At 48.4% G+C, this 12,874-nt stretch carries 13 protein-coding genes; 11 read left to right on the forward strand and 2 right to left on the reverse strand.

Features of this window, described 5'->3' with window-relative positions:
• Nucleotides 1–2: 2 nt before the first annotated feature.
• The 3 genes from M3202_RS13720 to M3202_RS13730 all read left to right on the forward strand — a co-directional run bounded on the left by M3202_RS13720 (nt 3) and on the right by M3202_RS13730 (nt 1,269).
• Nucleotides 3–251 (forward strand): hypothetical protein, encoded by a 249-nt coding sequence (locus M3202_RS13720; RefSeq protein ID WP_251223901.1) that lies wholly within the window; start codon nt 3–5, stop codon nt 249–251.
• A gap of 10 nt (nt 252–261) precedes the next feature.
• Nucleotides 262–918: a potassium channel family protein gene (locus M3202_RS13725; protein WP_251223902.1), complete on the forward strand. Its 657-nt coding sequence runs from the start codon at nt 262–264 to the stop codon at nt 916–918.
• Between the two features lie 138 nt (nt 919–1,056).
• Nucleotides 1,057–1,269 (forward strand): hypothetical protein, encoded by a 213-nt coding sequence (locus M3202_RS13730; RefSeq protein WP_251223903.1) that lies wholly within the window; start codon nt 1,057–1,059, stop codon nt 1,267–1,269.
• 63 nt (nt 1,270–1,332) lie between these two features.
• Here the strand turns inward: M3202_RS13730 and M3202_RS13735 are convergent, their stop codons facing one another.
• Complete coding sequence (locus M3202_RS13735) at nt 1,333–2,577, reverse strand: hemolysin family protein (protein ID WP_251223904.1); 1,245 nt, start codon at nt 2,575–2,577, stop codon at nt 1,333–1,335.
• A gap of 228 nt (nt 2,578–2,805) precedes the next feature.
• Here M3202_RS13735 and M3202_RS13740 point away from each other — a divergent pair, with 228 nt between their 5' ends.
• The gene (locus M3202_RS13740; RefSeq protein WP_251223905.1) at nt 2,806–3,105 is read left to right on the forward strand and encodes an IDEAL domain-containing protein; all 300 of its coding nucleotides are present in this window, start codon (nt 2,806–2,808) and stop codon (nt 3,103–3,105) included.
• Nucleotides 3,106–3,173: 68 nt separating this feature from the next.
• A complete protein-coding gene (locus tag M3202_RS13745) occupies nt 3,174–3,314 on the forward strand; it encodes a lmo0937 family membrane protein (RefSeq protein ID WP_251192523.1) in 141 nt (46 codons plus the stop codon).
• Nucleotides 3,315–3,522: 208 nt separating this feature from the next.
• On the opposite strand, the gene M3202_RS13750 is transcribed toward M3202_RS13745, so the two are convergent.
• Nucleotides 3,523–3,699 carry a hypothetical protein gene (locus M3202_RS13750; protein ID WP_251223906.1) on the reverse strand — a complete coding sequence of 59 codons (177 nt, stop codon included), beginning with the start codon at nt 3,697–3,699 and terminating at the stop codon, nt 3,523–3,525.
• Between the two features lie 261 nt (nt 3,700–3,960).
• Here M3202_RS13750 and M3202_RS13755 point away from each other — a divergent pair, with 261 nt between their 5' ends.
• From M3202_RS13755 to meaB, 6 genes are all read left to right on the forward strand, one after another.
• On the forward strand, nt 3,961–4,698 hold the full coding sequence (locus M3202_RS13755; protein WP_251223907.1) for a SigB/SigF/SigG family RNA polymerase sigma factor: 738 nt from the start codon (nt 3,961–3,963) through the stop codon (nt 4,696–4,698).
• A gap of 431 nt (nt 4,699–5,129) precedes the next feature.
• A complete protein-coding gene (locus tag M3202_RS13760) occupies nt 5,130–5,762 on the forward strand; it encodes a TetR/AcrR family transcriptional regulator (RefSeq protein WP_251223908.1) in 633 nt (210 codons plus the stop codon).
• Between the two features lie 78 nt (nt 5,763–5,840).
• The gene (locus M3202_RS13765) at nt 5,841–7,391 is read left to right on the forward strand and encodes an acyl-CoA carboxylase subunit beta (RefSeq protein WP_251223909.1); all 1,551 of its coding nucleotides are present in this window, start codon (nt 5,841–5,843) and stop codon (nt 7,389–7,391) included.
• A gap of 81 nt (nt 7,392–7,472) precedes the next feature.
• Nucleotides 7,473–9,545, forward strand: coding sequence for a methylmalonyl-CoA mutase family protein (locus tag M3202_RS13770; protein ID WP_251223910.1), 2,073 nt, complete (start codon nt 7,473–7,475; stop codon nt 9,543–9,545).
• A 19-nt stretch (nt 9,546–9,564) separates the two neighbouring features.
• Nucleotides 9,565–11,688, forward strand: a complete 2,124-nt coding sequence (gene scpA, locus M3202_RS13775; RefSeq protein WP_251223943.1) for a methylmalonyl-CoA mutase — start codon at nt 9,565–9,567, stop codon at nt 11,686–11,688.
• A 58-nt stretch (nt 11,689–11,746) separates the two neighbouring features.
• Nucleotides 11,747–12,754 carry a methylmalonyl Co-A mutase-associated GTPase MeaB gene (gene meaB / locus M3202_RS13780; RefSeq protein WP_251223911.1) on the forward strand — a complete coding sequence of 336 codons (1,008 nt, stop codon included), beginning with the start codon at nt 11,747–11,749 and terminating at the stop codon, nt 12,752–12,754.
• Nucleotides 12,755–12,874 lie beyond the last annotated feature (120 nt).

The following is a 12,874-nucleotide window of genomic DNA, read 5'->3' on the forward strand; positions in this document are numbered from 1 at the left end:
TCGTGAAAGCCGTCATAGACCGGATTGTCGATCAGGCCTTTGTTGTGCTGCTGGTCGGAACAGAGGAAAAAGAAATGATTTTTCCGAAAGAGGCATTTTCGTTTCCGGTGAAAGAAGGACTTCAGCTTGACATTGAACTGGCAGGCGATCAGCTGCTGCGGGCAAAAAAGGCTGACACGCCGAACAAGGCTGATCCGCTTGAAAGATTGAGAAAGCGTCAGCACAGCCGCTATAAGCGAAAGGAAAGGTAGGGAGAACGGGATGAAAAAGCAATTTGCTGTCATTGGACTGGGGCGCTTTGGAAGCAGTGTTTGTAAAGAGCTTTATAAATTAGGCCATGAAGTGTTGGCAATTGATTCACGAGAAGAAAAAGTCAACGACATTACGCGCCATTCGACCCACAGCGTAATCGCCAATGGCACGGATGAAAAAGCGCTCCAATCATTGGGAATCCGCAATTTTGATTATGTCATTGTCGCGATTGGGGATGATATACAGTCAAGCATTCTCTGTACGCTGCTGTTAAAAGAGCTCGGTGTTGAAAAAGTGTGGGTGAAAGCACAAAACTACTATCATCAGCGCGTATTGGAAAAGATCGGCGCTGATCGGATTGTCCATCCGGAGCAGGATATGGGCATCCGGATCGCTCAGCATATCATTTCGGAAAAAATTGTCGACTACATCGAGCTTTCGCCTGATTACAGCATCGTCGAGCTGATCGCGACAGACAAGGTTTCCAATCAATCACTCGTTGAGTTAAATATCCGCGCTTTGTACGGCTGTACGATTCTTGGGATCAAAAGAGGGGATGATATTAATATCGCCCCGACGCCGACGGATCGAATCCAGCAGGGGGATATTTTAATCGTGATCGGCCATAAAAACGACCTGAAACGATTTGAAGACGAAGGAATGTAGACTTATAGTAGCACGATAAAAGATACTCATCATAAGATATGAAATGTGAGGTTCTCTCTATAAGTAACAAAAACAACGTGATAATAATGTTAATGCAGGTTATAGTTAAGGATAAAGGTGTGCAAGGAGGAAATGACAATGGAAGAATACTTTCCATTACAAGATTGGATAGAGAGAAACCAATTGCTGAAATTGACTATTATTCGACCAAAAATAGGCAGACAAATATTGCATGGAAGATTAATCTCCTATGATAAGGATAAACTGTCATTACTGTTTTATGATGATGATCGCAAAGAAGTCATTCATATCGTGCAGAATGAAATTGAACAGATAGAAGCGGAAAAGTAAGACCCTGGAACAAAAGCTGAGGCTGGGAAAAAGGTTGTTTTTTTACCTTTTTCCCAGCCTCTCTTAGTGAAGCGTTACTTTGATCAGCCGCAGCCTGCGATTTTCCGTTTCCTCTACTTGTAAGGAAAGCTGCTCATAGGTGAATTCATCCCCCTTAGCGGGAATACGCTGAAACTCCTCGACGAGCCAGCCTCCCAGCGTGTAATAGGATGTATCTGGAAGCTCGACGTTCATCAGCCGCGCGAAATCATCAAGTGAATAATCGGCATGAAAAAGATACGTCTTCGGATCGAGCTGCTTCACAAGCTTGATCGTTTCATCATGCTCGTCCCATATTTCCCCGACGATTTCTTCCAGAATATCTTCAAGAGTCACCAGCCCTGATGTTCCGCCAAATTCATCAATCACGATCGCCATATGAATTTTATTTTTCTGCAGTTCCGGTAAAAGTGACGAAATTTTCATCGATTCTACAACGAGTAAAGGTTCCCTGATCAATGACGGGATATCGACATTTTTGTCTTGAATATAGGCGGTAAGAAAATCCCGCTCGGACAAAATGCCGATAATATGATCGATCGTTCCATCGTAAACAGGCAAACGTGAAAAACGTTCCCGGAAAAAGATCTCTTTAATCTCCTCCGCCGATTGATTGACATTGATGGCGATAATGTCCATTCTCGGCTTTAAAATTTCGCCGACAAGAATATCATCAAAATCTAAAGAGCGGTGGACAAGCTCTTTTTCATTTTCATTTAAGACACCCTCATCTTCACTCAACTGCACCATTACCTTTAACTCCTCCTCCGTAATAGAAGGAGTGATCTGTTTATTGCGAATAAGCAGAGAAACGGCCTTTCTTAGCTGCAGGAACACCCAGGTGACCGGAGTCAAGATCGTTATTAGAACCATGAGAATCGCGGAAACGCGTAACGAAAATGGTTCAGCAAATTCTTTAGCAAAGGATTTTGGCATAATTTCCCCGAAAATGAGCACAAGAATGGTAACGACAAATGTACTGACAAATACGCCGGTACTCGGCCCGAAGAGATCTGTCGCCAGCTGTGCTGAAATGGTCGCTGCGGCAATGTTGACGAGATTGTTGCCGACGAGAATGGTTGATAATGCTTTATCGAAATTCTCTATAATGTAAAGCGCCTTCTTTGCGCCGGGACGATTTTCGTCAGCGTAGCTTTTTAAACGGATTTTATTTGCGCTTGAAAAAGCTGTTTCAACTGAGGAGAAAAAAGCAGACAGGATTAACAAAATGAAAAACAGGCTGATCATACTTAGTGGTATTTCGTCCAAACAATATCACACTCCAAGAGGTTTTATTCTTATTATAACGTAAACCTCATTCAATCGTTACTGTTATGATGTCCGTCTGATGAAAAATTAATAGTTATTCGGTTATGTCTTTTGCCCAGCGTGGGCTGTTATGAAAGCGTCAGAAAAACAGTAAGAGATAAAGCCATGTTTCGCGATATGTTCTCGTGGGTATTTATCAAGTAAAGAAAACGCTGAGGAGGGGTTAGGATGAATAACCAGTTCGCGATGGATAATAATGTTATGAAGCAGTTGCAGATTATCAGAAGCTTGCAAAGACGTTCAGAAGCAACGGTTCAGTCGTTATATGCGCAGGCCATTCTTGAATACTCGCTCTATCATGACAAGAAGAAAAGGCTGCTCGATCAGATTGACCACGCATTGGAAACAAATGACCGCGAACAATTTCATCAATATTCAAAAAAGTACAAACAGTTACTTGATGACCATCGCAAGGGAAAAACGGTTGTAGAAAACGGATTTGAACTCCATTTAACCTTTGAGACATAGAAGCGGGCTTATGTCGTTAATTTAGAATACCCTGGCAGCTATAAAATTCGTAAAATGAGGTGAAACTGATGTGGACACTGTTAATTATTTTATTAATTCTCTGGTTACTGGGATTCAGCTTTGAAGTCGCAGGCAACCTGATCCATTTGCTTCTCGTTGTTGCCTTAATCGTGCTGATCATCCGCCTTGTAACCGGGAGAAGAGTTTAGCAAGATGAATAAACAGACTGACATTTGTAGAATGGAAGGAAAGTCAACCGGCTCTTGGGTTATGTGAAATTCAGGAGCGGGGCTCTCCCCTTCGCAGACTTTAAAAAGGATGTACGGATAGATACAGATTGTAAGAAAAAGGCTGGGAAAAAGGTGAAAAACCTTTATCCCGGCCTCTTCACGTCATTTTTACGTTCTTCTATCAAAATTACGTTAAAAGGTTGTAAGCGTTTTGAAAAATAGGCTCGCCTTTTACATAATGTAAAAACAAATAATGAAGAGCTTCTTCCTCCGAATGAAAATGTTGTCGAACCTCCTCATAGGCAGAGGCTAAAAACGGGTCGAGAGCAAGCAGTTTCTTCATGCGCTCCGGCTGAAAGCTCATGTGAGGCCAGCCTCCTTTCCGTTTGTTCGCTTTATTATATGGCAGGTGGGGAGAATGGTTCGAAAATAATGTATAATAAAAACAAGCAGAGATTCACCGCTCTATCGCATGAAGAAGGAACGCCATGCTGACGGGTGCAAGGAAGCAATCAAGAAGATCGTAAAGGAATAAACTGTTGATTACGCTATGGAGGGTAAAGGAGCGTAAAATAGACAGAGCGCTTCTCTTCTCTTACCATAGGTACAAAGATGGAGGAAGAAGGTGATTTCATTGATTACTGTATCAAAGCAGGAAAAGCAGGTTGAAGTAAATGCTATCAATGAAGAGCGGATTGAGGATTTTCTAAAAAAGTATGAACATCTTGTATGGAAATATGCTCACCGATATACTCTCCACCCCCAGATGAATGAAGATTTGATTCAGGTAGGAATGATTGGTTTATTACAGGCGATTAAACGTTATCAGCATGATCGCGGACGATCCTTTGAAGCTTTTGCCATCCCGACGATTATTGGAGAAATAAAGCGCTATTTGCGCGATCAGACATGGAGTGTTCACGTGCCACGCCGTATCAAGGAGACCGGTCCACGTATCCATAAGAAAATAGATGAATTGACAGTCAGACTTCAACGGATCCCATCATTGGCGGAGGTCGCTGATGCACTGAAGATAAGTGAAAGGGAAGTTAAGGAGTGTCAGCAGGCATGGCAGTCGTATCAAGCTGTTTCCCTGTTTAAGCAAACTCACCGCGATGACGAAGACCTGACCTTATTGGATGTCATCCCATTGTATGAAAATGATGTTGAGCAAGTCCATCATTCTCTCTACATGGCGGAAATGCTGAGTGGCTTACCGGAAAAGGAAAAGCAGATTATTTTTTTAACTGTGATGGACGGTTTTTCGCAAAAGCAGGCGGCAGAAAAGCTCGGCCTTTCGCAAATGCAAGTATCACGTTTAAAGCGAAAAGCGTTGGAAAATTTAAAATGCTATGTCAGCTGAAACAATGACGCTCGCACGACGGGTTGAAAATGTGAGGAGAGCCGAGGCCACTGAAAAACCTCTTTTTCCGTAACTCGAAGAAGAGTAATGGCTCCGCGCGTTGCACGCCTTGCTACGAGAAACCCACTCGTAGCAAAGGCTTTCAAAATCAGGCAACGGCTACGCTCATTACGAAAAAGCTGTTGAAAAAGTGAAAATCGTACTTTTTCAGCAGCTTCGGAGAGCCGGTGTTTTTAGAGCTTGGAGAGCAAAGCCGGCTTCTCTTTGACGGGCAGTAGAGATGGACATTTGGATCATAAAATAAAAGCAAACGATTGCAAAAGAAACATTGACAAAAGTCAGAACATTTCGTATAATAATCCTAATACCTTCCGACCGACTAGTCAGTCTGTGGGTATTTGCTTTACGTGAAAGGAGATATAGAGATAAAAATGAAGAAAAAGCCTACAAAAGAGAGAATTATAGAGACAGCATTACGACTTTTTGAAGAGAATGGCTTTCATGCTGTGACCGTCGATCGGATTGTGCAGGAAAGCGAAACATCAAAGGGGGGATTTTATCATAATTTTAAATCAAAGGATGAGCTTCTCTACACGGTCCACGATTCCTTTATCACGTACATCCTTGATAAAGCCGAGGATGCCTATAACCGGTTTTCGACTCCGGCGGAGCGGCTTTATGAAACAGTCAGATCATTTGTGATGATGTTTGATCTGTACCGCCCGCATGTCACGGTGTTTTACCAGGAATCGCTCTATTTAAGCAAGGAGTATTTTGAAACGATTAAACGTAAGCGCGATCGCTACAAAGAGAAAATGTTTCGGGTCGTTAACGAAGGGATTGCCTGCGGGGAATTCAGAAAAGAAATCCCGGTACCGATTACTTCTATGGCGATTTTCGGAATGACGAACTGGACATATAAATGGTACAAGGAAACGGGCCAGTATTCGATTGAAGAAATCGCCGATATTTATGCGGATCTGATTATGCATGCTGTCATGACGAAGGAAGCGTTAGCAAAGCCGGAGTATGCGAGATTCTTTTTGACAAATAAGCTTGGCTAGCTGCTTTCGCCCTGGAGAGATGTAGGCTTGGATGGGAGAAGAGAAATCTTTACATAACAAAAGGTGGTGTAAAGAGAGATGGATATGTTTGATCACATTCAAGAATTAGAGATACGACGTGAAAAGGTGCAGCTTGGTGGTGGACAAAAACGAATCGATGCGCAGCATGAGCGTGGAAAGCTGACTGCAAGACAGCGAATTGAGCTGTTGCTTGATGATGGAAGCTTTGTCGAATTAAACCCTTTTATCGAACACCGCAGCTCGGCGGAAGGACTTGCAGAAGGACCGGGTGATGGGGTAGTGACAGGCTACGGAAAAATCGCCGGCCGGTCTGTTTTCCTGTTTGCCCAGGATTTCACCGTGTTTGGCGGGGCACTTGGCGAAATGCACGCGAAAAAAATCGCCAATGTCATGGATCTGGCGGCGGAGAACGGTGCGCCGATTATCGGCTTGAATGATTCAGGCGGGGCGCGAATACAGGAAGGGGTTCTCTCGCTTGATGGCTATGGCCATATCTTTTATCGAAACTCGATTTACTCTGGCGTGATTCCGCAAATCTCCGTCATTCTCGGGCCATGTGCGGGTGGTGCGGTCTATTCGCCGGCGATTACTGATTTTGTTTTTATGGTGGAAAAAACGAGTCAAATGTTTATTACGGGACCAAAGGTAATCGAAAGCGTCACCGGGGCCAAAATCAATCATGAAGATCTCGGCGGAGCGAGCGTTCATTCAACGAAAAGCGGCAATGCCCATTTTACGGCGGCAACGGAAGAAGAAGTGCTGGCTGACGTTAGACGATTGGTGGAATTTCTTCCTTCCAGCTATGAAGAGAAGGCGATTCGCAAGCCGTCCGCGGCGAACAGAGAGACTGGAGAGCGCGTGCAGGAGCTGGTCGATATCGTTCCGGTCGATGGCACGAAGGTTTATGATGTCCGCCAGGTGCTCACTGCGATAGTCGATGACGGTGATTTCATGGAGGTTCAGGCCCGTTTTGCAAAAAATCTCGTCGTCGGCTTTGGCCGGATTGCCGGAGAAACGGTTGGTCTTGTCGCCAATAATCCGAAAAACATGGCCGGCGGTCTCGATATTGATTCATCCGACAAGGGCGCCCGCTTTATCCGCTTTTGCGATTGCTTCCATATTCCGCTTATTACGTTTGAGGATGTCAGCGGCTTTATTCCGGGTGTGAAGCAGGAGCATGGCGGCATCATCAGACATGGGGCGAAAATTTTGTATGCGTATTCCGAAGCGACGGTGCCGAAGATTACCGTCATTCTGCGCAAAGCCTTCGGAGGAGCCTATGTCGCGTTAAACAGCAAGGCGATCGGCGCCGACCTCGTCTTTGCCTGGCCGAATGCCGAGCTTGCCGTCATGGGGCCGGAGGGAGCGGCGACGATCATTTATGCGAAGGAAATCCGCGAGAGCGCTGATCCGGAAGCGATGAGAAAGGCGAAGATTGCCGAATATCGCGAGCGATTTGCCAATCCGTATATCGCCGCGGCGCACGGGATGGTCGATGATGTCATTGATCCGCGCGATACGCGGAAAGTTCTTGTTCAATCATTAGAAATGCTGCGTCATAAGAAGAAGAAGCTTCCTGATAAAAAGCATGGAAATATCCCTCTTTAAGAAAGCGATTTCACTTACTGTTGTGTCTTTTAAAAAATAAAAGTGCAAATGAAGGGAGTGAAGGGGCCTAAAGAGGCTGCCATGACTATGGAAAAAAACGACGTATTATCTCAATTTAGTGAATTCCCGACCCCATCCTATGAAGAGTGGCAACAAGTGACGGAAAAATCATTGAAAGGAAAATCGTTTGAGACATTGCTGACGACGTTGCCCGACGGCATTGTTCTTAAACCGATGTATCAAAGAAAGGATGTCCAGCAGCTCCTTTTGCAGGATCAGCTGCCGGGGCAATTTCCGTTCACGAGAGGAACCCGGTCGAAGCATTCCTCCTGGCTGATTAGCCAAGCGCTTTCAGCCGCAACTCCGAAGCAATTGAATGAAGAGCTTCACCAAGCGCTCGCTGCCGGGCAGGAGGTGCTGCATATTGCGGTTGCCGAGGAGGTGAAGCGCGGCAACATCGCCGGGCTTGAAACAGAGCAGGTTGGCGGAGTGCCAATATTTGATCTTGACGATATGCGCGAGTTGTTTTCCGCGATTGAACCAAGCCGCTACCCGCTTTACCTTGATGCCGGAGAAATCGCGACTCCGTTTCTCGCTGCTTTGGCGCTGGTGTCATCGAAGGAAGGGAAGCCGCTGTTTGGTGTGGTCGGAGCCGATCCGCTGCACGTGCTGGCGAAATATGGCAGGCTGACCTGTTCCTTAGCAGAAGCCTATAAGCAAATGGCTTTGGCGGTCCGATGGGCGAGCAATGATGCTCCCGGCTTGCGCACCGTATTGGTTCAGGCTCATCATTACCATAACGGAGGCGCCAGCGCGGCGATGGAGGTAGCCTGCGCATTGGCGACAGGGGCAGAGTATGTCGCGGCGTTGATCGACAGCGGGCTGACAGCCGATGAGGCGGGAAGCGCGATTGCCTTTTCCTTTTCTGTCGGCAGTGACTACTTTACGGAGATCGCCAAGCTCCGGGCCGCCCGGACGTTATGGGCAGCGATCATGGCCGAGTTTGGCGCCGGGGAAGAAGCGCAGAAAATGATCATTCACGCGCGGACATCGCTTTTTACGAAAACAGCCGAGGATCGTCATGTCAATCTGTTACGGGCGACGAGCGAAGCGTTTGCGGCAGCGGTGGCCGGGGTTGACAGCATCGAGGTCAGTCCATTTGATGAAGCACTACAGCAGACGACCTCATTTTCAAGAAGGATCGCGCGAAATACGTCGCTTATTTTGCGAGAAGAGGCGCATATTGGGCAAACAATTGATCCGAGCGGTGGCTCATGGTATGTCGAGCATGTGACAGAGGAGCTCGCTAAAAAAATATGGAAGCGCTTTCTGGAGATTGATGAAGCCGGCGGGATTGTCGAAGCGTTACAGCGTGGCGTGATCCAGGATGAGATTGAAGCAATGTGGAAAAAACGGGTTCAGCAGGTGGAAACGCGTAAGCAGGTGATTGTCGGCAATAATCAATACATCAACCTGATGGAGAAGGAAGATTCCGTCACGCCGCGACAGGAAGAGTCAGGTGATGAGTACGCGGCCCGGGTTCAGCAGAAGCTTGCCGAGACAAAGACAAGGATCACCCCGCCGCAAACGCTGGCAGAGATGGAGCAATTGCTTGAAGAAGGCATACCGTTCTCGACGCTGCAGCAATGCTTGAAGCAGCAGGTAGGAAGCGGTGCGATCGTTACCCCGATTCCGCAACGCCGGCTTGCCGAGCCTTATGAAAAGCTGCGTCACCGCAGCAGGAGGCTTGCCGCCAAACAGGGCGCAATGCCGGCCGTGCTCATTGTCGGACTGGGAGCGCTCGCTGATTATAAGACGCGAGCTGATTTTATCGCCGGCTTCTTCCAATGCGGGGGCTTTGATGTCCGTCAGACGCCACTTCATGCTCCGGAACAAGACGATTTTTTCGCGCAATGTCAAATGATCGTCCTGTGCGGCCACGATGAGGCTTATGAAAAAACGGCGCCCGGTCTGATTGAAAATTGGCGCAGTCAGGCAGCGGCTAAAAAATATTTCATAGCGGGCCGGCCTGATCAGTCTTTGACGGACAAATTAAAGCAGGCTGGACTCGACGGAATGATCGATCGCCGGACGAATGCTTATACTTTTTTGTATGCCTTGCAGGATTGGCTGAAAGGAGGAGACGATGAGTAGGAAACCGAACTTCCAGCAAATGTCCTTCCCGTCACCAGGACGGATGAAAAAGGTTGAAGCAAAGACGAGTTTTCAAACGATGGAGCAGATTCCGATCAAATCGTTTTATCAAAAGGATGATACGGCCGGCCTCCCTTATTTGGACTATGTCGCGGGAATCGCCCCGTTTTTCCGCGGACCGTATCCGGCGATGTACAAGGCGCGTCCATGGACGATCAGACAGTATGCCGGCTTTTCCACAGCCGAGGAAAGCAACGCCTTTTACCGCCGCAATTTGGCCGCGGGCCAGAAAGGGCTGTCAATCGCCTTTGATTTGGCGACGCACCGTGGCTATGATTCCGACCATCCGCGTGTTGTCGGTGATGTCGGGAAAGCAGGCGTGGCTGTCGATTCCGTTCTCGATATGAAGCTGTTGTTTGATGGCATCCCGCTTGATCAAATGTCGGTCTCGATGACGATGAACGGTGCGGTGTTGCCGATTATGGCCTTTTATATTGTCGCGGCGGAGGAGCAGGGCGTCCCGCTCTCGAAGCTGTCAGGAACGATTCAAAATGACATATTAAAGGAATACATGGTGCGCAACACCTATATTTACCCGCCGGAAGCTTCAATGAAAATCATTGCCGATATTTTTGAATATACGTCCGTCCATATGCCGAAGTTCAACAGCATCAGCATCTCCGGCTATCATATGCAGGAGGCGGGGGCGACGGCGGATATTGAACTGGCCTATACGCTTGCTGACGGCCTCGAATATGTGCGTACCGGGATCAAAGCCGGGATGGATATTGATTCCTTCGCGCCGCGGCTCTCCTTTTTCTGGGCGATCGGAATGAATTATTTTATGGAAGTGGCGAAAATGCGGGCGGCGCGCTTGATCTGGGCGAAGCTGATGAAGTCGTTTCAGCCGAAAAATGATAAGTCGCTCGCACTCCGGACGCATTCGCAAACATCAGGCTGGAGCTTAACCGAACAGGATCCGTTTAACAATGTCGTCCGCACTTGCATTGAAGCGATGGCCGCCGCTCTCGGTCATACGCAATCGCTTCATACGAATGCGCTCGATGAAGCGATTGCGCTGCCGACCGACTTCTCGGCCAGAATTGCCCGCAACACGCAGCTTTATTTGCAGGAGGAAACAGGGATTACGAATGTGCTTGACCCGTGGGGCGGTTCATATTATGTCGAGGCGCTGACCGCCGAGCTGCTGGAAAAAGCGTGGACCCATATTGAAGAGGTGGAGCAGCTTGGGGGCATGGCAAAGGCGATTGAGACCGGGTTGCCGAAAATGCGGATCGAAGAAGCGGCGGCGAGACGGCAGGCGCATATTGACTCCGGCAAAGAAGTGATCATCGGTGTCAATCGTTACCGACCGAAAGAAGAGGAACCGCTGGAGATTTTGAATATTGATAACACTGCTGTTCGGACGGCGCAAATGAAGCGGCTGGACGTGCTCAGAAAGAACCGCAATGAGGAGGACGTGCAGCAGCGTCTTGAGGCGATTACCGCTTCGGCCCGGTCGGGCAAAGGCAATCTGCTTGCGCTTGCAGTAGAGGCGGCCCGGGCAAGGGCGAGCCTCGGAGAAATCTCACTCGCATATGAAAAGGCAGTTGGACGACATAAAGCGGTAATCCGCTCGATCAGCGGCGTCTACCGTTCAGAATACGGGGAGAAGGAAGAAATGAAAACGATTCGCGAGATGACGGACCGGTTTACGGAGCATGAAGGAAGACGGCCGCGGATTATGATCGCGAAGATGGGCCAGGATGGTCATGACCGCGGCGCGAAGGTGATTTCTACCGCCTTTGCCGATATGGGCTTTGATGTTGATATTGGCCCGCTTTTCCAGACGCCGGAGGAAGCCGCTTTACAGGCTGTTGAAAATGATGTTCACATTTTAGGGATGAGCTCTCTGGCGGCAGGCCATAACACGCTTTTGCCACAGGTGATCGAAGAATTAAAGCGGCTTGGGCGTGAAGACATCCTAGTGATTATCGGGGGCGTCATTCCGCCACAAGACTACCCGTTTTTACGGGAGAAGGGGGCAGCGGCGATTTTTGGTCCGGGCACGGTGATACCGGTAGCGGCACAGAAGATTATCGAGGAATTAAATCGTCGCCTTGGCTATGAATCATCGTCTTAAAACAGCACGATATCTTTACCTGCTTGCATAAGTCTCTGCCAGAAAGGAGGAGCCTGAGATGGAGAAACCTTTACCGAAGCGGAAGGAATTGAGGCTGGAGGACTATGTTCAGGGTGTCAGAGCGAATAACCGGGCGATGCTGGCCCGGGCGATCACCCTCGTTGAAAGCAATGCCGCGAAGCACCTACAGCTGGCACAGGACGTTTTGACTGCAATCATGCCTTATACCGGCCAGTCGATACGAATTGGCGTTTCCGGCGTGCCCGGAGCGGGGAAAAGTACGTTCATTGAAGCGCTCGGCACGATGCTTTGCGAGCGTGGACATCGGGTGGCGGTGCTGGCGATTGATCCGACGAGCTCGCTCTCGCGTGGCAGTATTCTTGGTGATAAGACGAGGATGGAGCGGCTTTCCAAGCATCCAGGGGCGTATATTCGTCCTTCTCCAACGGGAGGAACATTGGGCGGGGTCGCCCGGAAAACGCGGGAATCGCTGATGCTCTGTGAAGCGGCGGGCTATGATGTGATTATTGTCGAGACGGTTGGTGTCGGTCAAAGTGAAATTACCGTCCGCTCAATGGTCGACTGCTTTGTCGTGCTGATACTGACGGGAGCAGGGGATGAACTGCAAGGGATGAAAAAAGGCATAATGGAAATGGTTGATATTCTGCTCATTAATAAGGCGGACGGCAAAAACAAGCCGCTCGCCGAACAGGCCCGCGTTGAGCTGGAACGGATTCTACACCTGCTTCCCGCTGTAACGGAAGGCTGGGAGCCGAAGGTTAAGACGATTTCGGCGCTTGAAGAAAGCGGGATCACCGAATGCTGGCAGCTGATTCAGCAGTTCCATCAGCATATGAAGACAACGAATCTGCTGGAGCAGCGGCGGCAGGAGCAGGCCGACAGCTGGCTCCGTTCGCTAATCGAGGAACAGCTGCTTGCCGGCTTTTACGACAATGAGCGGGTTAAAAGCGAGCTTCCAGAGCTGAAGGAAAAAGTGCTGAACGGCAAGCTCAGCCCGACAAAAGCCGCCTTAAGTCTACATGAAATCTATATAAATCAGCCGTAACGAATTGTTTGAAGATGAAACATCCTAACATTGGGCTGGGCATAACTATTGTTTTACCTGACTGTCGACCAAAGAACTAACGTAGCGAAGTCGGTTTCAGGAGCGGGATATCCCTTCATG

The organism is Halalkalibacter oceani (genome assembly GCF_023715605.1).
Classification (GTDB): domain Bacteria; phylum Bacillota; class Bacilli; order Bacillales; family Bacillaceae_D; genus Halalkalibacter; species Halalkalibacter oceani.